This is a genomic window from Streptomyces caelestis, assembly GCF_001279005.1.
GTDB lineage: Bacteria > Actinomycetota > Actinomycetes > Streptomycetales > Streptomycetaceae > Streptomyces > Streptomyces heliomycini.
On record NZ_LGCN01000212.1, the window covers coordinates 1 to 26,354 of the forward strand.

Sequence of the window (26,354 nt, forward strand, 5' to 3'; positions counted from 1 at the left end):
GGGCGGCGGCGGCAAGAAGGCCGGGATCGTCATCGGCGCCGTCGCCATCGTCGCGGCCCTCGGCGTGGGCGCGTACTTCGTGCTCGGCTCGGGCGGCGGAACCGGCGGCCCGGAGGACGACGGCCCGCACAAGCTCACCACGCCGGCGACCGTGCTCGGCGGCGAGTACAAGAAGGGTGACGCCGCGGACAGTGGCGGATTCGACGAGAAGGACATCAAGAACGCCGAGAAGTACGGCGTCAAGGACGCCAAGGACGTCAACGCCGGCTACCAGGCCGGGGACGAGTCCAATCCGCTCGCCATGAAGATGATCAACTTCATGGGGGTCTACGGCGACATCGGCGACCCGGAGAAGGTCGTCGACGCCATGTTCGCCGAGATGAAGAAGAACGCCTCCCAGGACGAGGGGACCGAGGGGGAGGTCGTCGGCAGCCCGAAGAGCTACCAGCCGGACGGTCTGGACGGCGCGGTCCTGAAGTGCCAGGAGACGAAGGTCAGCAACAGCGACGCCGAGTCGGGGGACGCGGCCGTCGGGCCGTCGGAGTTCAGCGTGCCGGTGTGCATCTGGGGCGACCACAGCACGCTGGGCGTCGTCATCCACATCGAACTGGCCGACGCCATGGCCGGCAAGGCCGGCGACCTGGGGAAGGCCGCCGAGCTGACCGCCGAGTTCCGCGAGGACGTCCGCGTCAAGGCCTGACGCGACGCGTGCACGTGCGAAAGGGGCCCCGGCCGATGCCGGGGCCCCTTTCGCGTCGGTGTGGGGCGTCTACGCCGTCTTCTGCTCGCCCGAGCCCCGGCCGCGGGCGTCGCGCGGGATCAGGGTCGGGTTGACGTTGGAGAGGACCACGTCGGCCGTGATGACGACGCGGGCGACGTCCTTGCGGGACGGGACCTCGTACATCACGCCCTGGAGGACCTCCTCCATGATGGCGCGCAGGCCGCGGGCGCCGGTCTGGCGGAGGATGGCCTGGTCGGCGATGGCCTCCAGCGCCTCGCGCTCGAAGTCCAGCTCCACGCCGTCGAGTTCGAAGAGGCGCTGGTACTGCTTCACCAGCGCGTTGCGCGGCTCGACGAGGATCTGGAGCAGGGCCTCGCGGTCGAGGTTGTGGACGCTGGTGATGACCGGGAGCCGGCCGATGAACTCGGGGATCATGCCGAACTTGACCAGGTCCTCCGGCATGACCTCCTCGAACTGGTCCTTGGACTCCCGCTCCTGCTTGGAGATGATCGTCGCGCCGAAGCCGATGCCCTTGGCGCCCGCCCGGCCCTCGATGATCTTCTCCAGTCCGGCGAAGGCGCCGCCCACGATGAACAGCACGTTCGTCGTGTCGATCTGGATGAACTCCTGGTGCGGGTGCTTGCGGCCGCCCTGCGGCGGGACGGAGGCCGTGGTGCCCTCGAGGATCTTCAGCAGGGCCTGCTGCACGCCCTCACCGCTGACGTCACGGGTGATCGACGGGTTCTCGCTCTTCCGGGCGACCTTGTCGATCTCGTCGATGTAGATGATCCCGGTCTCGGCCTTCTTGACGTCGTAGTCGGCCGCCTGGATCAGCTTCAGCAGGATGTTCTCGACGTCCTCGCCGACGTACCCCGCCTCCGTGAGCGCCGTGGCGTCGGCGATCGCGAACGGGACGTTCAGCATGCGGGCGAGGGTCTGGGCCAGCAGGGTCTTGCCGGAGCCCGTGGGGCCCAGCAGGAGGATGTTGGACTTCGCCAGCTCGATGGCGTCGTCACGGCCCTGCGCGCCGCCGTTCTCGCCGGCCTGGACGCGCTTGTAGTGGTTGTACACGGCGACGGAGAGGGCCTTCTTGGCCGCCTCCTGCCCCACCACGTACCCCTCGAGGAACTCGTAGATCTCGCGGGGCTTGGGCAGTTCCTCCCAGCGGACCTCGCTGGTCTCGGCGAGCTCTTCCTCGATGATCTCGTTGCAGAGATCGATGCACTCGTCGCAGATGTACACACCGGGCCCTGCGATGAGCTTCTTGACCTGCTTCTGGCTCTTGCCGCAGAACGAGCACTTGAGCAGATCGCCGCCGTCACCGATGCGTGCCACGGTGTGCTTCCCCTTCGCCTGGGAGTCGCCTGGACGCGGGCGTCCGGCGGCTCCTGGTGCTGCCTTATGTCCGACGGTACCTTGCCTGGCCCCCCGTTCGGGCCCCCCTTGGCACGGTTCACTTTGACGTGGACCGTCCCAAACCGTGCCAAGGGGCGGCAGACGTTACACCCCCGTCCCGCGTCAGCGCAGGCTGGAGTTGTCCATCTTCCGGGTGGTGATGATCTGGTCGATCAGGCCGTACTCCAGCGCGTCCTCGGCCGTGAGGATCTTGTCGCGCTCGATGTCCTCGCGGATCTTGTCGAGCGGCCGGGTGGAGTGCTTGGCCAGCATCTCCTCCAGCTGGCTCCGCATCCGGAGGATCTCGTTGGCGGCGATCTCCAGGTCGGAGACCTGACCGCGGCCGGTCTCGCTGTACGGCTGGTGGATCAGCACGCGCGCGTTCGGCAGCGCCATGCGCTTGCCGGGCGTGCCGGCGGCCAGCAGGACGGCGGCGGCGGAGGCCGCCTGGCCCATGCAGACCGTCTGGATGTCCGGCTTCACGTACTGCATCGTGTCGTAGATCGCCGTGAGCGCGGTGAAGGAACCGCCGGGGCTGTTGATGTAGACCGAGATGTCCCGGTCGGGGTCCATCGACTCCAGGCACAGCAGCTGCGCCATGACGTCGTTGGCCGAGGCGTCGTCGATCTGGACGCCGAGGAAGATCACGCGCTCCTCGAAGAGCTTCGCGTACGGGTCGTACTCGCGGATGCCCTGGGAGGTGCGCTCGACGAAGCGCGGGATGACGTAGCGGGACTCGGCCGAGGGGCCGGTGTACCGGCTCTCGGAGGCGGCGGGCGTGCGGTCGTACAGGCCGCTGCCGGGGAAGCTGTTCACGGTGTCTCCTGAAAGGGGCTGAGGCGGTCGGCTGGGGCTGCTGGGGCTTGTCGATGCCGGGCCCTGGGGCCCGGGGGCGTCCACGGGGCCGTGAGGGCCCCGTGAGGCCGCTCAGGCCCCGGTGCCGCCGCCGCCCGGCATGCCGGCGGCCGTGGGGATCACGTCGTCGATGAGGCCGTACTCCTTGGCCTCGAAGGCGTCGAACCAGCGGTCGCGGTCGGAGTCGCGGGTGATCTGCTCGACCGACTGGCCGGTGTGCTGGGAGGTCAGCTCGGCCATGCGCTTCTTGGTGTGCAGCAGCCGCTCGGCGTGGATCTTGATGTCCGAGGCCGAGCCGGCCAGACCGGCGGACGGCTGGTGGATCAGGATCTCGGCGTTCGGCAGCGCGAAACGCTTGCCGGGGGTGCCGGCGCTCAGCAGGAACTGGCCCATCGAGGCCGCGAGGCCCATGGCGATGGTCACCACGTCGTTCTTGATGAACTGCATGGTGTCGTAGATCGCCATGCCGGCCGTGATGGAGCCGCCGGGGCTGTTGATGTACAGGTAGATGTCCTTGTCCGGGTCGGCGGCAAGGAGCAGCAGCTGTGCGGTGATCTTGTTGGCAATGTCGTCGTCGACCGGCTGGCCGAGGAAGATGATCCGCTCGTTGAGCAGCCGGTTGTAGACCTGGTCGCCGAGGCCACCACCGATGGAGGGCTCGCCGGCGGCGGAGGGCATCAGATTCGTCACGTATCCACCTGCTCGTCTTGCGACGGCGCCGGGCCGTCTCACGTATCCCTGCGGGGGCCCCGGCGGTTTCGCCGTGGTTTCCTGGCCCCCCGTTATTCATGGACCCTAACGCGGTGGCTCCGCCGGGGAATCCCGGTAACGGGGGTGTTCGCCGGGGGCGTAGAGGGGCGCCTGTTCGGTTTGCGGGCGGCGGAGCCGCACACCGGCGTCGCCCCGCGCTCCCGGGGACGTCGTCCCGCCGTACGGCGAAGGGCCCCGGCGTGATCGCCGGGGCCCTTCGTACGTCGGTCGCGTGGGACGCGAGGGTCAGCCCTCGGTCTTCTCCTCGGCCGCGGACTCGGTGGCCCCGGCCTGCTCGGCGCCCTCGGCCGACTCGGTGGCCTCGGCCGACTCGGTGGCCTCGTCCTCTTCCTCGTCCTCGAGGTCCACGATCTCGCCGTTGGTGTCCTTGACCGTGGCCTTCTCGACCACGGAGGCCAGGGCCTTGCCGCGGGCGACCTCGCCGACGAGGAGCGGGACCTGGCCCTGCTCGACGACGGCCTGGGCGAACTGGTCGGGGGACATGCCGGAGGAGGCGGCGCGCCGCATGAGGTGCTCGGTGAGCTCCTCCTGGTTGACGTTCAGCTTCTCCTGCTTGACGAGCTCGTCGAGCACGAACTGGGTCTTGATGCCCTTGACCGCGGCCTCGCGGGTCTCGGTCTCGAACTCCTCCTCGGTCTTGCCCTGGATCTCCAGGTACTTCGCGAGGTCGAGGCCCATCTGGCCGAGCTGGTGGTGCTCGAGGTTGTGCTTGCGGGTGTTGATCTCGTCCTCGAGCAGCTTCTCGGGGACCGGGACCTCGACCAGCTCGAGCAGCTTCTCCAGGACGCGCTCCTGGGCCTGCGTGGCCTGGTCGTACTGCTTCATGTTCTCCAGGCGCTTGCGGCTGTCCGCCTTCAGCTCCTCGAGGGTGTCGAACTCGGACGCGAGCTGGGCGAACTCGTCGTCCAGCTCCGGCAGCTCACGGGCGGCGACCTGGGACACCTTGACGGTGACCTCGGCCTCCTTGCCGGCCGCCGAGCCGCCCTTGAGCTCGGAGGTGAAGGTGGCCTCGCCACCGGCCTCCAGGCCCTTCACGGCGTCGTCGATGCCGTCCAGCAGCTCGCCGGAGCCGATGGTGTACGACACGCCGTTCGCGACGCCGTCCTCGAGGACCTCGCCGTCGACCTTGGCCTCCAGGTCGATGGTGACGACGTCGCCGTCCTCGGCGGCGCGCTCCACCGGGGAGGTGGAGGCGAAGCGCTCGCGGAGCTGCTCCACCGACTTCTCGACGTCCTCGTCGGTGACCTCGACGGCGTCGACCTCGACCTCGATGCCGGAGTAGTCCGGGATCTCGATGGCCGGGCGGATGTCGACCTCGGCGGTGAAGTTCAGCGTCTCGCCGTCCTTCAGCTCCGTGATGTCGACCTCGGGCTGGCCCAGCGGGTTCAGCTCGGCCTCGTTGACCGCGTCGGTGTAGAACTTCGGGAGGGCGTCGTTGACGGCCTCCTCCAGCACCGCACCGCGGCCGAAGCGCTGGTCGATGACCCGGGCCGGGACCTTGCCCTTGCGGAAGCCCTTCACCGTGACCTGCTGGTTGATCTTCTTGTACGCCGCGTCGAGGCTGTCCTTGAGCTCCTCGAAGGGCACCTCGACAGTGAGCCGAACCCGGGTCGGGTTCAGGGTCTCCACGGCGCTCTTCACGGTTCGGTCTCCTTGTGGCTGACTTCTCGGGTTCCGCCGGACCAGAAAGGCCCGGCCGATTCGCCGCCCGGAGGACTTCAGAGACACACAGGGCGTGCAGTTTGCATAGTAACGGCAGCGGCTACGGCACCCAAAAGGCGATCATCGCTGCATGAGGCAGGTGGCTGGTCGGGGTGGCGGGATTTGAACCCACGGCCTTCCGCTCCCAAAGCGGACGCGCTACCAAGCTGCGCCACACCCCGTCTGGTGCGACACGTAGGGTACATGCACCCGGGCGAAACGGCCGCCGCGTTTCGCGGGCGCGGCGGGGAGCCGGAGGCGGGACGGACACGGGGTGTGCGACGAGGGGGCACGACCCGCTACGATGCCTCTCAGTGCCGCGGCCACCGACGCGCGGCGCGCTCCGTGCGGGCGTAGCTCAATGGTAGAGCCCTAGTCTTCCAAACTAGCTACGCGGGTTCGATTCCCGTCGCCCGCTCCATACGGCTCAGGGCCGGGTCGGAGGATCATTCCTCCGGCCCGGCCCTGAGCGTTCTCCGGGCCCCGGCCGGTCGGTTCGGCTCCTCGATCGCCCGCGGCCCCGCGGAGAAGAGCGGAAGCCGGGCTGCCGGGGCGGACGGGTCGGGGAGTGGTTCCCGGGTCGGCCCGGATCGTTTCCGCGCGGGGGCGGGCGGGGTCAGAAGCTGATGGAGTTGATCATCCCGGCTATCGAGTCCAGGAACCGCTGGATGTCGTCGGCCATGCCGGTGGAGGCGAGGAAGAAGCCGAAGAGGATGGCGACGATCGCCGGCCCCGGCTTGATGGAGCCGCTTCTCATCAGCACCACCAAGATGATCGCCAACAGCAGCACCACGGACAGTGAAATGGCCACAACTGATCACACCCTCGGTCGGTTCCGCTTCCCCGGCCCGGGCGACGCGACCCCGCGCACCCCGCCAGAACCATCGTGCCACCAACACGGCCGCCCTATGCGGCCGCTGACGCATCATCCGTCCCGGCGTGACCGGACCCGCCCGCACGCGGCCGTCCGCACGGGCCAACGGGACGGCGTCGCACGGCAATTCGAGAGAACACCCGCACAGGGAATTCATCCGGATCGTTTCCGTCCCCACACAATGCGTTCGCAGCTCATTCGAATTGCCGCCGCAGGTTCTCCGGCGCCCCTTCGCGCGATACGGGAAAGACATAACGAAGCCGGACATACCGGCGGAGTCGCCTGCCGACCCCATGCATGGTCCGGTCCGGAATAATCACGACAAAGACACCCCGCCCGGTGTCCAAGTCCCTTATAGGCGCAGCGTGTCGGCCATCACGCCGATCACGTCGCGGACTTTCCCGAATCCGGGGTATCCGAGTCGAATACCAGGTACGACGTCGGGCGTTTTACGAAATCCCGCGGACAACGCTAGGGTGCCTCAGATGTTCCACGCTGCCTCGTCCCCCGCACACGCAGCGAGCTCACCGATCGACTCCCCGAGTCCCCGCCGGGAGGGTCAGTGACGAACTCGCAGCGACCGTACGGCAACCGCAGAACACCGCTCCCCCCTGCGCAGTCACCGGCGCCCGGAGTGCCGAGCCCGCGCGCGGAGAGCCCGGGCACGGAGAGCCGGCGCGGTGACCGGCCGGCGCCGTCCGGCAGACAGCGCGACGCGTTCTTCGACAACGCCAAGTACCTGGCGATCGTGCTGGTGGCGGTCGGGCACGCCTGGGAGCCCCTCAAGGGGGACAGCCGGGTCCTGGAGGCGGCGTACACGGTCGTGTACTCGTTCCACATGCCGGCGTTCATCATCATCTCCGGCTTCTTCTCGCGCAGCTTCGACATGCGGCCCGACCGGCTGCGCCGGCTGGTCACCGGCGTCGCCGTGCCGTACATCGTGTTCGAGACCGCCTACCCCCTGTTCCGGCGGGTCGTCGACGACGCCCCGGAGCAGGAGATCAGCCTGCTCGACCCCTGGTACCTGACCTGGTTCCTGGTCGCGCTGTTCGTGTGGCGGCTGACCACGCCGATCTGGAACGCGGTGCGGCACCCGCTGCCGCTGGCCCTCGGCATCGCCGCGCTGGCCAGTGTCACCCCCGGGATCGGGAACGATCTCGACCTGCAGCGCGTGCTGCAGTTCCTGCCGTACTTCGTGCTCGGCCTGTGCATGCGGCCGGACCACTTCCACCTGGTGCGCCGCCGGGCGGTGCGGATCGCGGCGGTGCCGGTGTTCGCGGCGGCGCTGGCCTTCGGCTGGTGGGCGGTGCCGCGGATGGACACCGCGTGGTTCTACCACCGTGACGCCGCGCAGGAGCTGGGCGCACCGTGGTGGGCCGGCCCGGTCATGGTGTTCGCGATGTTCGGCTGCTCGCTGCTGCTGACCGCCTGCTTCTTCGCCTGGGTGCCGGGCCGCCGCACGTGGTTCACGGCGCTCGGCGCGGGCACGCTGTACGGCTATCTGCTGCACGGCTTCGTGGTGAAGGCCGGCGACTACCGGGGCTGGTTCGAGCACTCCGTGCTGCATCAGCCGCTCGGCGAGATCGCCGTGAGCGTCCTGGCGGCGGTCATGGTGACGCTGCTGTGCACCGCCCCCGTACGGCGGGTGTTCCGGTGCGTGATGGAGCCGAGGATGGAGTGGGCGTTCAAGCGGGACGCCGCGGAAACGGCCCGTGCACGCGAGCCGCGGGAGAAGAGGGAGACCCGCGAGAAGGTCTCCGTCTAGCTCCGTCTAGGAGTCGCCCTCCCCCGCCACGAGACCGAGGAGTGCGCGCATCCGCGCGTACTTCTCGGTCAGCCGTGTGCGGGTCGGCCCGTCCAGTGCGGCCAGCCGGGCCGGGTCGGCGTTGTGCGCCAGGTCCGCCTCCTTCACCAGCAGCGCGCCGGGCGTGGCGAGGATCCGGGCCGCGTACGCCTCGGGGGACTCCCCGGACCGTTTGGTGACCGCGAGGACGATGTCCTTGGTCCGCCGGGTCAGCGCGGCCTCCTCCAGCCGGCGCCGCGACAGCCTGTCGTCCTCGACGGCGTCGTGCAGCCAGGCCGCCGCGATCTGCTCCTCGTCGCCGCCGCGGGCCCGTACCCCTTCGGCGACGGCCCGGAGGTGTTCGGCGTAGGGCCGGCCCGCCTTGTCGGTCTGGCCGGTGTGCGCGGCGCGGGCGACGGCCTCGATCTCGGCCAGGGACAGCGGTGTCGTCTCGGTCACCCGCCCAGTGTGCACGGGTCAGCGGGCCGCCGCGGCGGTCGGGCCCTCCCGGCATATGAGCAGCAGGGCCCGGTCGTCGTTGACGTCCTTGGCGACCGCCTCGATGAGGTGCCAGGCGGCTCCGTGGAAGCCGCCGGCGACGTAGCGGTCGGCCTCGCCGGTGAGGCGGTCGATGCCCTCCACGATGTCCCGCTCGGAGGTCTCCACCAGGCCGTCCGTGAACAGCATCAGCACGTCCCCGGGGCGCAGTGACCCCTTCACCGAGTCGAACTGGGCGCCGTCGTACACGCCGAGCAGCGGGCCGTCGGCCGCCTTCTCCTCCCAGCGTCCGCTGCCCGCGCTGAGCTGGAGGCCCGGCGGGTGCCCGGCGGAGTAGAGCTCGTAGTCGCCGGAGTCCAGGTCGAGCACCAGGTGGATGGAGGTGGCGAAGCCCTCGTCCCAGTCCTGGCGCAGCAGGTAGCCGTTGGCGGCCGGCAGGAAGGCGTGCGGCGGGAGGCTGCCGAGGAGGCCGCCGAAGGCGCCCGACAGCAGCAGGGCGCGCGAGGCGGCGTCCATGCCCTTGCCGGAGACGTCGGTGAGCACGACCTCCAGGGTGCGCCCGCCGTTGGTGCGGGCCGCGACCACGAAGTCGCCCGAGAAGGACTGTCCGCCCGCCGGGCGCAGGGCCATCTCGCGGTGCCAGCCGGCGGGGAGTTTCGGCAGCTTGCTCTGCACCCGGATGCGTTCGCGCAGGTCGAACAGCATGGTGCCGCCGCGCCGCCAGGGCACGCCCACCCGGCTGCGGAACTGGGCGACGAGCAGCCCGAAGAAGCCGCAGGCGGCGACGGTGAGGACCACGCCGGGTGTGACGCGGGCCGCGCCCTCGGTGTAGGGGCCGAGTCGCACCGACTCCACGATCAGCGCGGTCGCCGCGGCGGCGTACAGGCCGAGCAGGCTCGCCGGGCGCAGCAGCAGGCCGCCGGCGACGATCGGGAGGACCAGTGCGGAGGGAGCGCACCACACGGAGTTGGTGAGCGTCCCGGCCGCGATCAGGGGGACGGTGAGGAGCAGTCCGGCGAGCGCGACCCAGTCGGAGCCGTCCCCGCGGAAGTAGTCGACGGCGGACCGGCGCATGCCGACGCGGGCCCGGTGCCACTGCTTCTTCAACCGGGCCGTGAACGTGTCGGCCGCCGCGCGCCGCTCTCGTCCTGCTGCCATTAGTTCGGGACCCTATCCATCGGACCGGCCACTTGGCACGGGAGGTCCTGGTTGTCCCCTTGCCGGGGCCGACTTCACAGTCAACTTCACCGGACGCCGTCGTGGGGCCGCACGGGAGAAATTGTCTCGCTCGTCCTGTGCGGCCCTGGTAGGCATGGCCCATGGCGATCGAACAGACGGGCCCCGTGAACGGACTTCGCGTGCTGCATCCGGACGACTGGGACAAGTGGTACGCGAACCTGGTCCGTGCGTTCGGTGGCGGCGAGGAGGCGGACGAGGAACGCGAGCTGTGGAAGGCGCTCACCGAGCACGACCGTTCCCTGGGGGTCTGGGACGGCGACGAGTGCGTGGGGACGGCGGGCGCGTTCTCCTTCCGGCTGACCGTCCCCGGCGGTGACTCCGTGCCGGCCGCGGGCGTCACGGGCGTCAGCGTGGCCGCCACGCACCGGCGGCGCGGCGTGCTGAGGACGATGATGCGGCGCCAGCTGGACGACGTGCGGTCCTGGGGCGAGCCGCTGGCGGTGCTCACCGCCTCCGAGCCGGCGATCTACGGCCGGTTCGGGTACGGGGCGGCCACCTTCCAGCTGAACGCCGAGATCGACACGGATCGTACGCGTCTGTCGGTCCCGCCCGGTACGGACGGCGTACGGGTGCGGTACGCGGCCCCCGCCGACGTGCTCGACCGGTGCGAGGCGGTGTACGCCCGGCTCGTGCCGGGGCGGCCGGGGATGCTCGCGCGGCAGCCGGGCTGGGAGCGGCTGGGGATGCTGGACCCGGCGGGCGGCCGGGACGGGGCGTCGCCGCTGCAGGGCGTCGTCGCCGAACGGGACGGCGAGACCGTCGGGTACGCGTGGTTCCGGGTGAAGGGGGACTACGGTCCGGCGGGGCACGAGGGGTCGGTGGTCCTCAGGGCCCTGGCCGCGCTGGATCCGGCGGCCGAGGCGGCGCTGTGGCGGTTCCTGTTCGGCATCGACCTGACGTCGAGGCTGGTGGTGCGTGCCCGGCCGGTCGACGAGGCGTGGCAGTACATGGTCTCGGACATCCGCCGGTGCCGGCCGGAGACGCGGGACGCGCTGTACGTACGGCTGGTCGACGTCGGGGCGGCGCTCCAGGCGCGGACGTACCGGGCGCCGGTCGACGTCGTGTTCGAGGTGGAGGACGCCTTCTGCCCCTGGAACGCGGGGCGTTGGCGGCTGAGCGGGGACGCCAAGGGCGCGTCCTGCGAGCGTACCGGGGACCCGGCCGATCTCGCCCTGTCGGTGCGGGAGTTGGGCGCGGCCTATCTGGGCGGCGTGAGCCTCACGGCGCTCGCGGCGGCCGGCCGGGTGGACGAGTCGCGGCGGGGCGCGCTGGCGGAGGCGTCCCTGGCGTTCGGGAGCGACCCGGCGCCGTGGCTGCCGCACGGCTTCTGAGCCTCAGCGGCGCTGGCAGCCGGGGCACCAGAACAGGTTGCGGGCGGCGAGGTCGGCGGTGCGGATCTCGCCGCCGCAGATGTGGCAGGGCAGGTGGGCCCTGCGGTAGACGTACACCTCGCCGCCGTGGTCGTCGACGCGCGGCGGGCGCCCCATCGCCTCCGGGGTGTGTTCGGGGCGGACGGTGTCGATGCGGTTGTCGCGCACGCCCTCGCGCATCAGCGCGACCAGGTCGGCCCAGAGGGCGTCCCACTCGGCCGGGGTGAGGTCCCGGCCCGCGCGGTAGGGGTCGATCCGGTGCCGGAAGAGGACCTCGGCGCGGTAGACGTTGCCCACGCCCGCGATGACCTTCTGGTCCATGAGGAGGGCGGCGATCGTCGTACGGCTGCGGCCGATCCTGCGGTACGCGAGGGCCGGGTCGGCGTCCGGGCGGAGCGGGTCGGGGCCGAGGCGGTCGTGGACCGCCCGCTTCTCGTCGTCCGTGATCAGGGCGCAGGTGGCGGGGCCGCGCAGGTCGACGTAGGACGTGGCGTCGGCGAGGCGGAGCCGGACGGTGTCCGCGGGCGGCGGCGCCGGGGCCGGGCCGAAGGCGACCTTGCCGAAGAGGCCGAGGTGGATGTGGACCCACTCGGCTGGCTCAGTGTGGCCGAAGCCGAGGAACAGGTGCTTTCCGTGGGCGTCGGTGGTGTGCAGCGGCGTGCGGTCGAGGAGGGCGGCGGCGTCGGCGAACTTGCCCTGGGGGCTGGTGACGCGGAGGGGGGCGCCGGTGGCGAAGGCGGCGGCGTAGTCCGCGGCCAGCCGGTGGATGGTGTGGCCTTCCGGCACGGGGTGTCCTTCCAAGCGTGTGCCCACCGCCCGGCCGGCCGGGCGCGTGGCCCCGGTGGTGCGCGCCGCGGCGAGGGCGCCCTCCCCCGGGCCCGTGCGTCGGGGGAGGGGCTCCGACGGCGTTACCGCTGCGGGTGGTGCGGGGGGATGGGCGGGAGGTCGCCCGTCGTCTCGTAGGCGGCGAGCATGTCGATCCGGCGGATGTGGCGCTCGTCGTCGGAGAACGGGGTGCTCAGGAAGGTCTCGACGAACTTCGTCGCCTCGTCCTGGGTGTGCATGCGCGCGCCCACCGCGATCACGTTGGCGTTGTTGTGCTGGCGGCCCAGCGCCGCCGTCTCCTCGCTCCACGCCAGGGCCGCCCGTACGCCCTCGACCTTGTTCGCGGCGATCTGCTCGCCGTTGCCGGAGCCGCCGATCACGATGCCGAGGGCGCCCTCGTCCGCGGCGGTCCGCTCGGCGGCGCGGAGGCAGAAGGGCGGGTAGTCGTCCTGGGCGTCGTAGATGTGCGGGCCGCAGTCGACGGGCTCGTGGCCCGCCGCCTCGAGCCACTCGACGAGGTGGTTCTTGAGTTCGTAGCCCGCATGGTCCGAGCCGAGATACACGCGCATGGTCCGAGTGTGACACGGGGGCGCGCGGGCGGACGCGTCGGGTCGGGCTGCCGAGAACGTGAGGAGGATTACAGAACCCTCGGAAAAGCTCGGGTAAAGATGGGGAATCAAAGGTTCCGTAATCCGTTCACCTCCGTTTCACTGGACCGGCCCGTAGACCTCTGCGGAGCGCAGCTCTCCCCGGCGCAAAGGAAATCCGTTCCATGACCTCGCAGCCGACCCTGAAGACAGCCGGAAGCGGCCACGGAGGCCCCGGAGAACCCGGAGGATCCGCGAGCGGTCCCGGAGAACACGGCTCCGGGCTCCAGGCCGGGCTCAAGAACCGCCACCTGTCGATGATCGCCATCGGCGGCGTGATCGGCGCGGGCCTCTTCGTCGGCTCCAGCGCCGGCATCGCGACCGCCGGCCCCGGCATCCTGCTGTCGTACGCCCTCGTCGGCACGCTCGTGGTGCTGGTGATGCGGATGCTCGGTGAGATGTCCGCGGCCAACCCGACGTCCGGGTCCTTCTCCGCGCACGCCGACCGGGCGCTCGGTCCCTGGGCCGGGTTCACGATCGGCTGGCTCTACTGGTTCTTCTGGGTCGTCGTCCTCGCGGTCGAGGCGACCGCCGGCGCCGCGATCCTCGAAGGGTGGATGCCGGCCGTTCCGCAGTGGGGCTGGGCGCTCATCGTGATGGTGGTGCTGACCGCCACCAACCTGGTGTCCGTCGGCTCCTACGGCGAGTTCGAGTTCTGGTTCGCCGGGATCAAGGTCGTCGCCATCGGCGCGTTCATCGTCATCGGCGGACTGGCCGTCTTCGGCGTGCTGCCCGGCGTCGACAGCGACCGGGCCGGCCTGGCCAACCTCACCGACCACGGCGGCTTCCTGCCCCACGGCGCCGGCGCGATCCTCACCGGCATCCTGCTCGTCGTCTTCTCCTTCATGGGCAGCGAGATCGCCACGCTGGCCGCCGGCGAGTCGGAGGATCCGCAGCGGGCCGTCACCAAGGCGACCAACAGCATCATCTGGCGGATCGGCGTCTTCTACCTCGGCTCGATCTTCGTCGTGGTCTGTCTGCTGCCCTGGGACAGCGAGTCCATCACCGAGGACGGCTCCTACGTCGCCGCCCTGGACTCCCTCGGCATCGCGCACACCGGTCAGATCATGAACTTCATCGTGCTGACGTCCGTGCTCTCCTGCCTCAACTCCGGTCTCTACACGGCCTCCCGGATGGCCTTCTCGCTCGGCCGGCGCGGGGACGCGCCGAAGTCGTTCGCCCGGACCACGCGCCGGGGCGTGCCGCAGACCGCGATCATCGCGTCGGTGGTGTTCGGCTTCGTCGCCGTCTTCTTCAACTACAAGTTCCCCGACTCCGTCTTCCTCTTCCTCGTCAACTCCTCCGGAGCGGTCGCGCTGTTCGTCTGGCTGGTGATCTGCTTCTCGCAGCTGCGCATGCGGAAGATCATCCAGGCGGAGGCGCCGGAGAAGCTGGTCGTGCGGATGTGGCTGTACCCGTACCTGACGTGGGCCAGCGCCGCGCTGATCGTGTTCGTGCTCGGCTACATGCTGACCGACACCGAGCACGACGGGCGCACGACGGTGCTGCTGTCGCTGCTGGTCGCCGCGATCGTGCTCGTCGTCGCCGTGGTCAGGCAGCGGGTGGCGGGGCGGCGCGGCGGCGCGGACGCCGGGGCCCGCGGCGAGGCCCGGACCGGCTGACGAGGGCCCCTCGCGCTCACAACACCGCGAAGCTCCGCTCGGCCTTCTCCCACGTCCTCGGCGCCGCCGTCCCGGTCTCCGGCCGGTACCAGGTGCCGGCCCGGCACGACGCGCCGCCGGCGGTGAAGCCCGGCGGCCGGGCGTGCCGGGGAAGGCGTACTCCCGGACCGCCGCGGGACGTCGTCTCCTCCGGGCGGATCACCACGGGGTCCCGGCCCTGGCGGGCGTCGCGTTCCGAGGTCCGCCGGGTCGCGAACAGGTCGCCGCGGGCGAGGAGGACTCGGCGGCGGGTTCCTGGCCGCCGTCCGGGGACGTGCAGTAGATCCCGGCTCCCGTCCGCACGTCCCGCAGCCGGGCGGCAGGCGCAGGACGGCGAGCAGCAGGCGGCAGGCAGCAGGCGCCGGACGGCGAGCGCCGGACGGCGGGCAGCGGACGGCGGGCAGCGGACGGGCAGGCGGCAGGCAGCGGGCGGCAGGCTCCGGGCAGCAGGCGGCAGGCGGCGAGCGCCGGACGGCGGGCAGCGGGCAGCGGACGGGCAGGCGGCAGGCTCCGGGCAGCAGGCAGCGGACGGCAGGCGGCGAGCGCCGGACGGCGGGCAGCGGGCAGCGGACGGGCAGGCGGCAGGCTCCGGGCAGCAGGCAGCAGGCAGCAGGCAGCAGGCAGCAGGCAGCAGGCGGCGAGCGCGGGACGGCGGGCAGCAGGCGGCAGGCGGCAGGCGGCAGGTGCCGGGCGGTAAACGGCGGCTCCGGGCGGTGGGCGGCGGCGCCGTGCGAAGAGGCTCGCCGTCGATGCGACCGGCGAGCCTCTTTCACACGGAGCGGGCGGTCACCGCTTGTCGACGAACTTCCAGGCCGTCGGCAGCACGCCCATCGCCAGGGCCGCCTTCAGGGCGTCGCCGACGAGGAACGGAGTGAGGCCGGCCGCGATCGCGGCGGAGGCGGACATGCCGGTGGCGAGGGCCAGATAGGGCACGCCGACGGCGTAGACGACCGCCGAGCCGAGCACCATGGTGCCCGCCGTGCGCCAGGCGGAGCGGTCGGCGCCGCGGCGGGCGAGCGCGCCCACGACGACTGAGGCCAGCAGCATGCCGAGGACGTAGCCGAAGGACGGCATGCCCAGGCCCGACCCGCCCTCCGCGAACCACGGCACGCCGGCCGCGCCCACCAGCGCGTACACCGCCAGGGAGGCGAAGCCGCGGCGGGCGCCGAGGGCGGTGCCGACCAGGAGCGCCGCGAAGGTCTGGCCGGTCACCGGCACCGGGGAGCCGGGGACGGGCACCGCGATCTGGGCGGCGAGGCCGGTGAGCGCGGCGCCGCCGAACACGAGCACGGCGTCCCGGACACGGGAGGCCGGGATGAGGTCCGCGAGGACCTGTCCGGATCGGGCGGACGTGACGGTGGCGGTGCTCATGGGGTCTCCGCGAGGTGAGGGCGGTTGGGGACACCGCGACGCTATACCGGTGTCCGCGCGCCGATCACCGTCAGCGGTCGACAAAGGCGGCGCCGCGGACTTGGTGAGCTCCGGACAAAGGACGGGGAGTCGAGGGGCGCGAGGTGACGCCGGTCACTGAGGTGACGTGGTTTCGCCGACACGCCACCCGGGAACGGCGGCTGTAGGAATCCACCAAACGGTCCGGGCGGGCGCGTGGGCGCCGTCCCGCCCGTCGGCGGCGCCGCTCCGGAAGGCGGGCCGAACCGGGAGTCCCCTTCCCTTCCCGGAAGAGGAGCGGTCGGCTCGCGTCGCCGCGTCGATCCGCGACGCGCGGGAGGCGGCGCCCGACCCGATCGAGGACACGCCTCGCACTCCACGACGGCCGCCGGGCGACCCCGGTGAACGGACCATGACCCTGCGCACGTCACCTGTCCACATGCTGGTCGGCCTCCCCGCGCACCCGGGGAGGCCGACCACACTGGGCGGCGTTTTTGCCGTCTCCCGCATTGGACGAACCGCGCCATGCCCCGCACCACCGTCGAGACGCCTCCCGAGGCGGACGGCGTCTCCCTCTCGCACGGTCTGAAGCAACGCCATCTGTCGATGATCGCCCTCGGCGGGGTGATCGGCGCCGGGCTGTTCGTCGGTTCCGGGGAGGCCATCGCCGCCGCCGGCCCGTCCGTCGTCGTCGCCTACGCCCTCTCCGGCCTCCTGGTGATGCTGGTGATGCGGATGCTGGGCGAGATGTCCGCCGCGTACCCGTCGTCGGGCTCCTTCTCGGCGCACGCCGAGCGGGCGATCGGCCCCTGGGCGGGGTTCACCGCCGGCTGGTCGTTCTGGGTGCTGCTGTGCACGGCGGTCGGCCTGGAGGGCATCGGGGCCGCGAAGATCGTCACCGGCTGGCTGCCGGGCACGCCCGCGTGGGCGTGGGTGGCGCTGTTCATGGTGGTGTTCTGCGGGACGAACCTGGCGGCGGTGAAGAACTTCGGCGAGTTCGAGTTCTGGTTCGCGGCCCTCAAGGTGGGCGCGATCTCCCTGTTCCTGGTGCTCGGCGTGCTGGCGATCGCCGGTGTGCTGCCGGGCACGGACTCCCCCGGCGCCTCCCACCTCACCGACTTCCTCCCCAACGGCGGCGAGGGCCTGGTGATCGGCCTGCTCGCCTCCGTCTTCGCCTACGGCGGCCTGGAGACGGTGACCATCGCGGCGGCCGAGTCGCAGGACCCGGTCAAGGGCGTGGCGGGCGCGGTCCGTACGGCGATGTGGCGGATCGCGCTGTTCTACATCGGCTCGATGGCGGTCGTCGTCGCCCTGGTCCCGTGGGACTCCCCGGCGGTGGTCGAGGACGGCCCGTACGTCGCCGCCCTGGACCGCCTCGGCATCCCGGGCGCCGGCCGGCTGATGGACGTCGTGATCCTGGTCGCGCTGCTGTCCGCGATGAACGCCAACATCTACGGCGCCTCGCGCATCGGCTACTCGCTGGTGGAGCGCGGGCAGGGCCCGAAGGCGCTCGGCCGGGTGTCGGGCGGGGTGCCGCGGATCGCCGTACTGGCCTCCTCGGCCTTCGGCTTCCTGTGCGTGCTGCTGAGCCACTGGCGGCCGGACGACGTGTTCGCCTGGCTGCTGAACACCATCGGCGCGGTGATCCTGGTGGTCTGGATCCTCATCGCCGTCTCCCAGCTGCGGCTGCGCCGCCGGCTGGAGCGCGAGGCGCCGGAGCGGCTGACGGTGCGGATGTGGGCGTTCCCGTGGCTGACCCGGCTGGCGCTGGCCGGCATGGCGGCGGTCTTCGTCCTCATGGCCCGGGAGCCGGACACGCGGGTGCAGCTGTACTCGACGGGCGCGATGACGCTGCTCCTGGCGGCCGGGGGATACGCCTGGCAGCGGGCGCGCGCACGCGGCTGACGTGCGCCCCGACGGCCCTCGCGGGAGGACGCGGGGGCCGTCCCGCGTACCGGGCCCCCGGACAGCCCTTTCCGCTACTGGCGTGCAGTTGCAAGGAGATTGCAATAAGCGTCCTGCCCCGCGATCGTCTTCTCACCGTTCACCCGGCAGGCGGAAAGAGGGAAGCCCCCGCGAGGACAGGACTCGCGGGGGCTTCCGGTATGCGGCGATCCGGGCCATGGTTGCGCAATGGCGACACCGAGGACGAAAAGGGACTACTGCTGGACCTGCGGCGGGGACCAGCAACACCGTCGGCTGAACAAGAAGGAGGAGGACTGGCTCAAGGAACGGCTCGGCCGGTCCGGGGTCGGCGAGTTCTGGCTCTGCGTGAACGTGCTCGACCCCGACACCGGGAAGCAGTGCCGCAACCTGCGTACGGGCTTCAACAAGAAACCGTTCGCCGAGCCGATCAAGGCACCCGTGATCGAGTGATCGTCACAGGTTGCTGAAGTCCGGCCCCTTCGTCCGGGAGCGCTTGATCTCGTAGAAGCCGGGGACGGAGGCCACCGCGAGGGTGCCGTCCCACAGCCGGGCGGCCTCCTCGCCCTTGGGCGCCGGGGTGACGACCGGACCGAAGAAGGCGATCTCCTCGCCGTCGGGGCCGGGGACCGCGATGACCGGGGTGCCGACCTCCTGGCCGACCTTCTCGATGCCCTCCTCGTGGGAGGCGCGCAGCTCGGGCTCGTACGGGGTGGAGTCCCAGTGCTCCATGAGGGACTCGGGCAGGCCGACGTCCTTCAGGGCGGCGGCGACCGTCTCCTTCCCCGGACCCTCGCCCCGGTTGTGGATGCGGGTGCCGAGCGCGGTGTAGAGGTCGCCGAGCACCTCGGCGCCGTGCTCCTGCCGGGCCGCGATGACCACCCGGACCGGACCCCAGGCCTTGACCTCCAGCATCTCGCGGTACTCGGCGGGGAGCTCGTCGAGCTTGTCCTCGTTGAGGACCGCGAGGCTCATCAGGTGCCAGCGGACCTCGATGTCCCGCACCTTCTCCACCTCCAGCACCCAGCGGGAGGTCATCCAGGCCCAGGGGCACAGCGGGTCGAACCAGAAGTCGACGGGCGTGGCGGGAGACGTGTCCGGCATGTCACTCCTCGGGAGGGGAAGTTTCGTCCGGGGGAACAACGTGACCGGTCCCCGCCATTCCCGGACGGCCCGCGTCAGGAGCGCATGGCAGGATCGGTCCTGTTCATCCCTGTCGACGACGCATGAGGAGTCCGCCCGTGCCCGGTGAGAATCTGACCCGTGACGAGGCCCGGGAGCGGGCAGCCCTGCTGTCCGTCGACGGGTACGAGGTGTCCCTGGACCTGCGTTCGGCGGTCGGCGAGCACGGCGGCGGGGAGCCGCGCACCTTCCGCTCCGTCACCACCGTCCGGTTCCGCTGCGCCGAGCCGGGCGCGAGCAGCTTCGCGGACCTGATCGCGCCGGGCGTGACGAGTGCGACGCTCAACGGGCGCGACCTCGACCCCGGCCAGGTCTTCGACGGCTCGCGGATCCTGCTGGAGGACCTGGCCGCCGAGAACGAACTCGTCGTCGACGCGCAGTGCGCCTACTCCCGCACCGGCGAGGGCATGCACCGCTTCGTCGACCCCGAGGACGGCGAGGTGTACCTGTACACCCAGTACGAGCCGGCCGACTCCCGTCGCGTCTTCGCCAACTTCGAGCAGCCCGACCTCAAGGCGCCGTACCGCTTCGAGGTGCGCGCGCCCGAGGGCTGGACGGTGTGGAGCAACGGGGCCGGTGAACTCGCCGACGGCGTGTGGCGGTTCGCGGAGACCAAGCCGATCTCGACGTACATCACGTGTGTGGTGGCCGGCCCGTACCACTACGTGACCGACTCCTACGAGCGGGTCCTCGAGGACGGCACGCGGCTGGAGATCCCGCTCGGCGCGATGTGCCGCAAGGGCCTCGCCCCGCACTTCGACGCCGACGACGTGTTCCTGGTGACCAAGCAGGGCCTGGACTTCTTCCACGACCACTTCGACTACCCGTACCCGTTCGGCAAGTACGACCAGGCGTTCGTGCCCGAGTACAACCTGGGCGCGATGGAGAACCCGGGGATGGTGACCTTCCGGGAGGAGTTCATCTTCCGGGGCAAGGTGACGCGGGCGTCGTACGAGGGCCGGGCCAACGTCATCCTGCACGAGATGGCGCACATGTGGTTCGGCGACCTGGTCACCATGGAGTGGTGGGACGACCTGTGGCTGAAGGAGTCCTTCGCGGACTTCATGGGCGCGTTCTCGCTGGTCGGGGCGACCCGCTTCACCGACGGCTGGATCACCTTCGCCAACCGCCGCAAGGCGTGGGCCTACCGCGCGGACCAGCTGCCCTCCACGCACCCGATCACCGCCGACATCCGCGACCTGCAGGACGCCAAGCTCAACTTCGACGGCATCACGTACGCCAAGGGCGCCTCGGTGCTCAAGCAGCTGGTGGCGTACGTCGGTCAGGACGCGTTCCTGGAGGGCGCCCGGCGCTACTTCAAGCGGCACGCGTACGGCAACACGCGCCTCGGCGACCTGCTGTCCGTCCTCGAGGAGACCAGCGGGCGGGACATGGCCGCCTGGTCGCGGGCGTGGCTGCAGACGGCCGGCGTCAACTCCCTCACCCCGCAGGTGCTGCTGCGCGAGGACGGCAGGGTCGACGAGCTGGCGATCGTGCAGGAGGCCGCGGAGTCGCATCCCGAGCTGCGCCCGCACCGGGTGGCGGTGGGCCTGTACCGGCGCACGGACTCCGGCGCCCTGGAGCGGTACGCGCAGGCCGAGACGGACGTCGAGGGGGCGCGTACGGTCGTGACGGAGCTGGCGGGCGCGGACGCGCCGGAGCTGGTGCTGGTCAACGACGACGACCTGACGTACTGCAAGACCCGCTTCGACGAGACGTCGCTGGCCACGCTGCGCGAGCACCTGGGCGCGCTGACCGACCCGCTCGCCCGCGCCCTGTGCTGGTCGGCGCTGTGGAACATGACGCGGGACGCGCTGCTGCCGGCCCGGGAGTTCATCGCACTGGTGCTGCGGTTCGCGGGCCGCGAGTCCGACATCGGCGTGCTCCAGATGTTGCACGCGTGGGCCGAGTCGGCCGCGGTGCACTACACCGCGCCCGAGCGGCGGGAGCAGGCCGGGCGCCGGCTCGCCGAGGGCGCCTCCGCCCTGCTGTACGCCGCCGAGGCGGGCAGCGAGCACCAGCTGGCGTGGGCGCGGTTCTTCGCGCACGCGGCCGACGCGCCGGCCGACTTCGAGCTGCTGACCTCGCTGCTCGACGGCACGGTGACCCTGCCGGGCCTGGAGGTCGACCAGGAGCTGCGCTGGGCGTTCCTGGAGCCGCTGGCCGCGCACGGGGTGGCGGACGAGAAGCGGCTGGACGAGGAGCTGGCCCGGGACGACACCGCGTCCGGCAAGCGGCACCACGTGCGCTGCCTGGCCGCCCGCCCGTCGGCGGCGGTCAAGGCGCAGTGCTGGGCGCAGGTCGTGGAGTCGGACGCGCTGTCCAACGCGCTGGTGGAGGCGACGATCTCGGGCTTCGCCCAGTCGTCCCAGCGGGAGCTGCTCGCGCCGTACGCGGAGAGGTACTTCGCGGCGATCGAGCGGGTGTGGAGCGAGCGGTCGATCCAGATCGGCATGGACGTGGTGCGGGGCCTGTTCCCCTCCTTCCAGGACTCGCGCGCGACGCTGGACGCGACGGACGCGTGGCTCACGTCCCACGAGGACGCGGCCCCCGCCCTGCGCCGGCTGGTCCTGGAGGCCCGCGACGACCTGGCCCGGGCCCTGCGCGGGCAGGCCTGCGACGCGGCCGCCGCCGGCCGCTGAGGGACGGATCCGGCCCTCGGCCGGACGTTCCGCCATCGTTACAGAAGGCCCGTAACCCCTGGTCCGCTCCCGAACGGACCAGGGGTTCCCGGTATCCGCACACATGTCCTTCAGCGCGGCCTTGTCCCTGTTTGTCGACGGACGTGTAACACGGGTTCGGAGACCGGCCGGAGGCGGGAAATTGCCGGTCATGAACCACAACACCCCGCTCTCCCCCCGCCCCCTGCACCACCTCTCCACCGGCGCCGGGCGCCGGGTGCTGACCCACGCGCAGCTGCGCGCCCACGGCGTCTCGGCCGCGAAGGCAAGCGAGCAGTGCCGCCCCGGCGGGCCCTGGCTGCACCTGCTCCCGGGCGTCGTCCTGCTCCACCCCGGTCCGCCGACCAGCGAGGAGCGGCTGCACGCGGTGCTGTTGTACGCGGCACGGGAGCGGACCGCGGGCGTCCCGAGCGTCCCCGTCCAGCCCGGTACGGAGAGCCCTCCCCCGTCCCCCTACGGAGAGGCGATGATCACCGGACTGGCCGCGCTGACCCTGCACGGCTTTCCGTCCGCTCCCCCGCTGCCGTCCCTGGAGGCCTTCGACGTCCTGGTCCCGCGGCTGCGCCGGCTGCGCTCGACGGGCTGCGCCCGCATCGTCCGCACCCCCGACCTGCCCGTCCCGGAGCAGGTCACGGGCCTGCCGGTGGCCCCGGTCCCGCGCGCGCTGGCCGACGCCGTGGCGGGCCTCCAGGACGCGGGCACGGTGCGCCGGCTGCTCACGGAGGCGGTGCGCGGCGGCTTCTGCGATCCGGCGGCCGTGGTGCGCGAGCTGACCGCCGCGAAGCTGCTGAACCGGCCGCACGTGGTGGACGCGGTGGACTCGCTGCTGGCCGAGGGACGGACGCTGGCGGAGTCCCGGCTGTACCGGATGGTGCGCGACCACGGCCTGCCCGACCCGTGCTGGAACGTCGACCTGCGGCTGCCGGGCGGACCCCGCCTCGGCGGCGTGGACGCCTACTGGCCGGAGCACGCGGTGGCGGTGGAGCTGGACACCCGCGCGCCGCGCCCGGGCCGGCGGCCCGACGACGAGGCCGAGTGGTCGGAGTACGCCCGCAGGCGCGACCACCTGGAGCGCCTCGGCATCACGGTCGTCCACATCACCCCGCGCAAGCTGCGGGACGCGGCGGAGCAGCAGGCCGCGGTGGTCCGTACGGCGCTGATCGCCTCGGCCGACCGCGACCCGTCGGCGTACGTCGTGGTGCTGCCCCGGTAGGGGGCCGGGGCGGCGGCGCCGGGAGGGGAGGGGCCGCGGTCGGCCCCTCCCCTCCCGGCGCCGGGTCAGCGCTTCCTCAGCACCAGCTCGGTGTTGCGGTCCCCCGGGTCGCCGGCCAGGTCCGTGCGGGAGCCGGGGGCGTTGAAGGAGAGTTCGCGGTAGAGGGCGGCCAGGCCGGTCCGGGAGAGGTCGGTGAAGTCCGTGCGGTGCGGGGCCGAGGACTCGACGAGGGTGGTGAAGAGCGAGAGCGTGCCGTCCTCGTTGTCCACCAGCTCGACGACCCGGGCCAGTTGGGGGAAGTCGACGTGGGAGGCGGTGGAGATCTCCCAGAAGGCGCCGCCGGACCCGGTGTGCGGGGTGATCGCGTTGCGGTGGATGTGCCCGTTGACCCACGCGACCACGTTGCGGTGCCGGCCGAGGAGCGCGACGACCTCCTCGCCGGTGTGGCGCCGCTCGCCGGGTCGGGCCGGGTCGCGGTGGGTGTTGTTCATCGACGTGCTCGTGTGGTGGCTGAACACGATGGCGTACGCGTCCCGGTTCTCGGTGAGCGTCCGCTCCAGCCAGCGCAGCTGGGCCGTGCCGAGGGAGCCGTTGTAGTGGCCGCCCGGGTCGGTGGTGTCGAGGCTGATGCCGAGGACGTCGTCGGCGATGCGGAAGGCGTAGTACTGGGTGCCCGCGTCAAGGTTCTCCGCGGAGTAGCCGTGGCCCACCGGGCCGGCGCCGCGGTACGCCGGGTCCAGGTGCGCCCGGAGGTACTCGGCGGGGGTGAAGGGTGCGCGTTTCTCGTCGGGGGTGACGGAGCGCATGGAGCGGGCGTGGGCCGCCAGGAAGTCGCCGTACCGCACGCCCCTGGGGTCCTCGGCCTTCTTGATCGTCTGCTGGAGCCGGTGCGCCTCGGCCGCCGGCAGGTCCATCAGCTTCCGTCCGCCGACGGCGAGTTCGGTGAGGCGGGGGTCGCCGTGGGAGGCGTAGCAGCCGAGCGGCATCGTGTCGTGGTTGCCGACGGTGGAGTACCAGGGCAGGTCGAGGCCGGGGCTGTCCACCTCGCGGACGGCCGCCGCGAGGAAGCCGTCCAGGTGCGGGAAGCCGAGCCGCTTGTCGGCGTCGCGGAGCACGGTGTCGGGGTGCCAGTACTGCTTCAGACCGCTGTTCTGGACGCCCTCGTAGTGGCGCGGGTCCCCGGTGTTCGGGGTGACGCGGCCCCCGCTCATCACCGTCAGGAACCACTCCAGCTCCGAGCGGCAGTTGTTGTCCGTGTTGTCGCCGGTGGTCATCGCGAAGTGCAGCGGCGATCCGGTGACGGGGGCGGCGCGCAGCGCGTTGACCCGCTCCACGAGGGCGACCGCGCCCTGGACGGTCAGCGCCTCCTGGGGCCGCCAGGCGTGGACGTCCGCCGAGCGCAGGTACTCCAGGCGCAGCGGGTGCTGGGTGTCGATGATGTGCAGGTCGGTGAGGTGCACGAACGCGGCGAGCGCGGTCCGGCGGTCGTCCCGTCCGGGCCGCGGTCCGGCGAGCTCGCCGCGCACCGCCCGGCCCCAGCCCGGCCCCTCGGTGAGGCGCCGGTAGCCCGCGCCGCGGCGCGGGGCCGCGGCGGCGGCGACGGTGGTGCCGCGGGTGTACGGGGCGAGCGGGGCGGCCGGGGCCCCGCCGGAGGAGGCGGGCACGGCCTCCTCCGTGCCGGAACCGGAGGCCGCCGCGGCGGCGGCCCGGCCCTCGCCGGGCCACAGCGCGTAGCCGGCGCCGGCGGAGAGGGCCACCGCTCCGGTGGCGGCGAGGAGGGAACGACGGTGGAGTCCAGTGGAGCCGGCGACTGAGCGTATGCGCGACATGGCGCTTGTCCCCCCGGGTGCGAACGCGTCGGCAGTGGTCGCGGGGCGACCGCCGGGCGATCGTCCCGCTCGTACTGGATGCTCGGCACCGGGGATGACCCGGGCGTGAACGAGACGGCAACGCGCGACACCGATCGCCGTACGTCGGTCCCGGGCCGCTCGCGGACCGCCGCAGGCGTCGCCGGCCGCTCCCGCACCGGCCGGGGAGCGGTCACGCCGCGTTCATCTCACGGGGCAGCGGGCCCTGGCTTCAGGCGCTCTCCACCCGTCCGGCGGCCGGACGTTCCCGCCACGGCCGCAGCCCGATGTCGACCATGCGGACGCGGACCGGGTCCGCGGCGGCGTCCAGGGGGCGCCAGGCGGCGAGGTCGGTGGAGCCGCCGAGCTCGTCGCGGAGTCCGCCGCCGGTGATCCGGCCCTCGTGGACCAGCCGTACGCCGTGATGGTCGACGGAGCGGCCGAGGCGGGCGGGGAAGGTGCGGCGGGTGGAGTTCACGCCGAGCAACCCGGTGACCTCGACGCGGTAGCCGGTCTCCTCCTCGACCTCCCGCCGCACGGTGCCGTAGGGATCCTCGCCGTGCTCCATGCCGCCGCCCGGCAGCACCCACTCGGGGACGCCGACGGGGCCCGGCGACCGGGCGAGCAGGAGCTGTCCCTCGCGCACCACCACGGCGCAGGCCGCCACCCTCGGATTCCGTCGCGTCCGGGGACGTCGGCCCGGCGGCCGGCACCGCGGAACCCGCGTGGGCGACTCGTCGTCCTCCGTCCCCGCCTCCCGGCCGCCGCCGGGGTCCTGGTCGAGTCGGTCGTCCCGGCGTCGCTCAGTCGCAGGTCAGGGTGCGCGACTCGGGGAGCCCGGCGGTGATCCTGGCCCGCTCGGGGGCGATGTCCTCCTCCCCGGCGATCACCGTGTCCGGGCGGTCGCCCACGCGGGGCAGACCGACCATCACCCGGTCGCCCCCGCGGAGGCGGGGCTGCCCGGCCGGCTCCAGCACGAAGGTGATCCGGTCCGTGCTCCTCCCCTTGTAGGCGCGGGTCACCTCGAGCGTGACCCGTTCCCGGTCGGCGTCCGCCACCGGCTCCACGGCGGTGACGGTGCCCTCGGCGACGAGACGGGCGCAGGCCAGGTAGCGGGGGCTGCCGAAGGCGACACCACCGTCCTGCCCGCCGTCCTGCCCGTAGGCCTCCTTGCCGGCCGCGGAGTCCGGCGCCACCGCCGCTTCGTCGTTCGACGCCGTGCCGCCCTGCGTCACGAGCCAGCCGCCCGTCCCCACCACCAGCGTGGCGGCGGCCGCCGCGGCGAGCGTGCCGAGGGCCGCCTTCAGACGGCGGGCGCGGTGCGGGCCGCGGGAGCCTCCGGGACGCGGGGAGCGGGGCCTCGGCGGCGTGGGGGCGGGCGGCCGGCGCCGCTTCCCGTCCCCGGCGTCCCCGCCCTCCGGGAAGCGTCCCTCCGTGCCCGGCCGCCGCGCCCCCACGCCGGACTCCGGCCGCTCCCCCGGCCGGGCGGCTCCGCCCCGCCCCGCCGGGGCGCCGTTCTCCGTGCCGGCCTCCGTGCCGGCGGCGGTCTCCCCCGGGGCGGCGGCGAGCGCGTCCCCGATCAGCGCCAGCCGTTCCCGCAGCACCGCCAGGTCGGCGGCGGCGGCGTCGCGCGCGGCCAGGAACGCCGGATCCCGCCGGGCCGGCGCGGGCAGCGGCTCGTCCAGGAGCGCGGCCGTCAGGGGGTCCATGCCGTCGTACCCGGCGCCGGCGGCGTCCTCGGCCGCGTTCCCGGGGTCCCGGTCGTCGTGGGCGGTCACG

22 protein-coding genes and 2 tRNA genes are annotated in these 26,354 nt (G+C 72.4%); 9 read left to right on the plus strand and 15 right to left on the minus strand.

The window, feature by feature from the left end:
• On the plus strand, positions 1 to 700 hold a 700-nt coding region (locus ADK41_RS24795), incomplete at its 5' end, for a hypothetical protein (protein ID WP_053670303.1).
• 69 nt (positions 701 to 769) lie between these two features.
• Here ADK41_RS24795 and clpX read toward each other — a convergent pair.
• The 5 genes from clpX to ADK41_RS24820 all read right to left on the minus strand — a co-directional run bounded on the left by clpX (position 770) and on the right by ADK41_RS24820 (position 5,625).
• Entirely contained in the window at positions 770 to 2,056 is a 1,287-nt protein-coding gene (clpX, locus tag ADK41_RS24800) for an ATP-dependent Clp protease ATP-binding subunit ClpX (RefSeq protein ID WP_030818444.1), read from the minus strand.
• A 183-nt stretch (positions 2,057 to 2,239) separates the two neighbouring features.
• Positions 2,240 to 2,932 (minus strand): ATP-dependent Clp protease proteolytic subunit, encoded by a 693-nt coding sequence (locus ADK41_RS24805; protein ID WP_030818446.1) that lies wholly within the window; start codon positions 2,930 to 2,932, stop codon positions 2,240 to 2,242.
• Positions 2,933 to 3,043: 111 nt separating this feature from the next.
• Positions 3,044 to 3,649, minus strand: a complete 606-nt coding sequence (locus tag ADK41_RS24810) for an ATP-dependent Clp protease proteolytic subunit (RefSeq protein ID WP_030818448.1) — start codon at positions 3,647 to 3,649, stop codon at positions 3,044 to 3,046.
• 318 nt (positions 3,650 to 3,967) lie between these two features.
• The gene (tig, locus tag ADK41_RS24815; protein WP_030818450.1) at positions 3,968 to 5,383 is read right to left on the minus strand and encodes a trigger factor; all 1,416 of its coding nucleotides are present in this window, start codon (positions 5,381 to 5,383) and stop codon (positions 3,968 to 3,970) included.
• Positions 5,384 to 5,548: 165 nt separating this feature from the next.
• A tRNA-Pro gene (locus tag ADK41_RS24820) sits at positions 5,549 to 5,625 on the minus strand.
• Between the two features lie 165 nt (positions 5,626 to 5,790).
• On the opposite strand from ADK41_RS24820, the gene ADK41_RS24825 reads away from it, so the two are divergent.
• Positions 5,791 to 5,864: transfer RNA gene (locus ADK41_RS24825), tRNA-Gly, on the plus strand.
• A 195-nt stretch (positions 5,865 to 6,059) separates the two neighbouring features.
• Here ADK41_RS24825 and ADK41_RS24830 read toward each other — a convergent pair.
• A complete protein-coding gene (locus ADK41_RS24830; protein ID WP_030818452.1) occupies positions 6,060 to 6,254 on the minus strand; it encodes a hypothetical protein in 195 nt (64 codons plus the stop codon).
• 625 nt (positions 6,255 to 6,879) lie between these two features.
• On the opposite strand from ADK41_RS24830, the gene ADK41_RS24835 reads away from it, so the two are divergent.
• Positions 6,880 to 8,082: an acyltransferase family protein gene (locus tag ADK41_RS24835; RefSeq protein WP_037803107.1), complete on the plus strand. Its 1,203-nt coding sequence runs from the start codon at positions 6,880 to 6,882 to the stop codon at positions 8,080 to 8,082.
• Positions 8,083 to 8,088: 6 nt separating this feature from the next.
• Here ADK41_RS24835 and ADK41_RS24840 read toward each other — a convergent pair whose 3' ends face one another.
• Together ADK41_RS24840 and ADK41_RS24845 are read right to left on the minus strand one after the other, a co-directional pair.
• The gene (locus tag ADK41_RS24840; RefSeq protein ID WP_078661730.1) at positions 8,089 to 8,559 is read right to left on the minus strand and encodes an HD domain-containing protein; all 471 of its coding nucleotides are present in this window, start codon (positions 8,557 to 8,559) and stop codon (positions 8,089 to 8,091) included.
• Positions 8,560 to 8,577: 18 nt separating this feature from the next.
• Positions 8,578 to 9,756, minus strand: coding sequence for a PP2C family protein-serine/threonine phosphatase (locus ADK41_RS24845; protein ID WP_030818458.1), 1,179 nt, complete (start codon positions 9,754 to 9,756; stop codon positions 8,578 to 8,580).
• Between the two features lie 161 nt (positions 9,757 to 9,917).
• On the opposite strand from ADK41_RS24845, the gene ADK41_RS24850 reads away from it, so the two are divergent.
• Positions 9,918 to 11,168, plus strand: coding sequence for a GNAT family N-acetyltransferase (locus tag ADK41_RS24850; protein ID WP_030818460.1), 1,251 nt, complete (start codon positions 9,918 to 9,920; stop codon positions 11,166 to 11,168).
• A 3-nt stretch (positions 11,169 to 11,171) separates the two neighbouring features.
• Here the strand turns inward: ADK41_RS24850 and ADK41_RS24855 are convergent, their stop codons facing one another.
• Together ADK41_RS24855 and ADK41_RS24860 are read right to left on the minus strand one after the other, a co-directional pair.
• Complete coding sequence (locus ADK41_RS24855) at positions 11,172 to 11,993, minus strand: Fpg/Nei family DNA glycosylase (RefSeq protein ID WP_030818462.1); 822 nt, start codon at positions 11,991 to 11,993, stop codon at positions 11,172 to 11,174.
• 122 nt (positions 11,994 to 12,115) lie between these two features.
• Positions 12,116 to 12,601, minus strand: coding sequence for a ribose-5-phosphate isomerase (locus ADK41_RS24860; protein WP_030818464.1), 486 nt, complete (start codon positions 12,599 to 12,601; stop codon positions 12,116 to 12,118).
• Between the two features lie 203 nt (positions 12,602 to 12,804).
• On the opposite strand from ADK41_RS24860, the gene ADK41_RS24865 reads away from it, so the two are divergent.
• Positions 12,805 to 14,301 (plus strand): amino acid permease, encoded by a 1,497-nt coding sequence (locus ADK41_RS24865; protein ID WP_030818466.1) that lies wholly within the window; start codon positions 12,805 to 12,807, stop codon positions 14,299 to 14,301.
• A gap of 825 nt (positions 14,302 to 15,126) precedes the next feature.
• On the opposite strand, the gene ADK41_RS24875 is transcribed toward ADK41_RS24865, so the two are convergent.
• On the minus strand, positions 15,127 to 15,711 hold the full coding sequence (locus ADK41_RS24875; protein WP_030818470.1) for a biotin transporter BioY: 585 nt from the start codon (positions 15,709 to 15,711) through the stop codon (positions 15,127 to 15,129).
• A 543-nt stretch (positions 15,712 to 16,254) separates the two neighbouring features.
• Between ADK41_RS24875 and ADK41_RS24880 the strand changes: the two genes are divergently transcribed.
• Together ADK41_RS24880 and ADK41_RS24885 are read left to right on the plus strand one after the other, a co-directional pair.
• Entirely contained in the window at positions 16,255 to 17,634 is a 1,380-nt protein-coding gene (locus ADK41_RS24880) for an amino acid permease (RefSeq protein ID WP_030818472.1), read from the plus strand.
• A gap of 228 nt (positions 17,635 to 17,862) precedes the next feature.
• Positions 17,863 to 18,105 (plus strand): hypothetical protein, encoded by a 243-nt coding sequence (locus ADK41_RS24885; protein ID WP_030818474.1) that lies wholly within the window; start codon positions 17,863 to 17,865, stop codon positions 18,103 to 18,105.
• A gap of 3 nt (positions 18,106 to 18,108) precedes the next feature.
• Here the strand turns inward: ADK41_RS24885 and ADK41_RS24890 are convergent, their stop codons facing one another.
• Positions 18,109 to 18,756, minus strand: a complete 648-nt coding sequence (locus ADK41_RS24890; RefSeq protein ID WP_030818476.1) for a DsbA family protein — start codon at positions 18,754 to 18,756, stop codon at positions 18,109 to 18,111.
• 137 nt (positions 18,757 to 18,893) lie between these two features.
• On the opposite strand from ADK41_RS24890, the gene pepN reads away from it, so the two are divergent.
• The gene (gene pepN, locus ADK41_RS24895; protein ID WP_030818478.1) at positions 18,894 to 21,476 is read left to right on the plus strand and encodes an aminopeptidase N; all 2,583 of its coding nucleotides are present in this window, start codon (positions 18,894 to 18,896) and stop codon (positions 21,474 to 21,476) included.
• 190 nt (positions 21,477 to 21,666) lie between these two features.
• The gene (locus ADK41_RS24900) at positions 21,667 to 22,728 is read left to right on the plus strand and encodes a hypothetical protein (protein WP_030818480.1); all 1,062 of its coding nucleotides are present in this window, start codon (positions 21,667 to 21,669) and stop codon (positions 22,726 to 22,728) included.
• A gap of 65 nt (positions 22,729 to 22,793) precedes the next feature.
• Here the strand turns inward: ADK41_RS24900 and ADK41_RS24905 are convergent, their stop codons facing one another.
• The 3 genes from ADK41_RS24905 to ADK41_RS24915 all read right to left on the minus strand — a co-directional run bounded on the left by ADK41_RS24905 (position 22,794) and on the right by ADK41_RS24915 (position 26,353).
• Positions 22,794 to 24,557 carry a TIGR03767 family metallophosphoesterase gene (locus tag ADK41_RS24905; RefSeq protein ID WP_030818481.1) on the minus strand — a complete coding sequence of 588 codons (1,764 nt, stop codon included), beginning with the start codon at positions 24,555 to 24,557 and terminating at the stop codon, positions 22,794 to 22,796.
• Positions 24,558 to 24,807: 250 nt separating this feature from the next.
• Entirely contained in the window at positions 24,808 to 25,242 is a 435-nt protein-coding gene (locus tag ADK41_RS24910; RefSeq protein ID WP_030818483.1) for an NUDIX hydrolase, read from the minus strand.
• A 136-nt stretch (positions 25,243 to 25,378) separates the two neighbouring features.
• Positions 25,379 to 26,353, minus strand: a complete 975-nt coding sequence (locus ADK41_RS24915; RefSeq protein ID WP_030818485.1) for a hypothetical protein — start codon at positions 26,351 to 26,353, stop codon at positions 25,379 to 25,381.
• Position 26,354: the final 1 nt, after the last annotated feature.

Coding starts and splice junctions, on each gene's coding strand:
- ADK41_RS24810 (WP_030818448.1), bottom strand. CDS start 3,649: ATGCCCTCCGCCGCCGGCGAGCCCTCCATCGGTGGTGGCCTCGGCGAC.
- ADK41_RS24845 (WP_030818458.1), bottom strand. CDS start 9,756: ATGGCAGCAGGACGAGAGCGGCGCGCGGCGGCCGACACGTTCACGGCC.
- ADK41_RS24850 (WP_030818460.1), top strand. CDS start 9,918: ATGGCGATCGAACAGACGGGCCCCGTGAACGGACTTCGCGTGCTGCAT.
- ADK41_RS24860 (WP_030818464.1), bottom strand. CDS start 12,601: ATGCGCGTGTATCTCGGCTCGGACCATGCGGGCTACGAACTCAAGAAC.
- ADK41_RS24865 (WP_030818466.1), top strand. CDS start 12,805: ATGACCTCGCAGCCGACCCTGAAGACAGCCGGAAGCGGCCACGGAGGC.
- ADK41_RS24875 (WP_030818470.1), bottom strand. CDS start 15,711: ATGAGCACCGCCACCGTCACGTCCGCCCGATCCGGACAGGTCCTCGCG.
- ADK41_RS24880 (WP_030818472.1), top strand. CDS start 16,255: ATGCCCCGCACCACCGTCGAGACGCCTCCCGAGGCGGACGGCGTCTCC.
- ADK41_RS24885 (WP_030818474.1), top strand. CDS start 17,863: ATGGCGACACCGAGGACGAAAAGGGACTACTGCTGGACCTGCGGCGGG.
- ADK41_RS24890 (WP_030818476.1), bottom strand. CDS start 18,756: ATGCCGGACACGTCTCCCGCCACGCCCGTCGACTTCTGGTTCGACCCG.
- ADK41_RS24900 (WP_030818480.1), top strand. CDS start 21,667: ATGAACCACAACACCCCGCTCTCCCCCCGCCCCCTGCACCACCTCTCC.
- ADK41_RS24905 (WP_030818481.1), bottom strand. CDS start 24,557: ATGTCGCGCATACGCTCAGTCGCCGGCTCCACTGGACTCCACCGTCGT.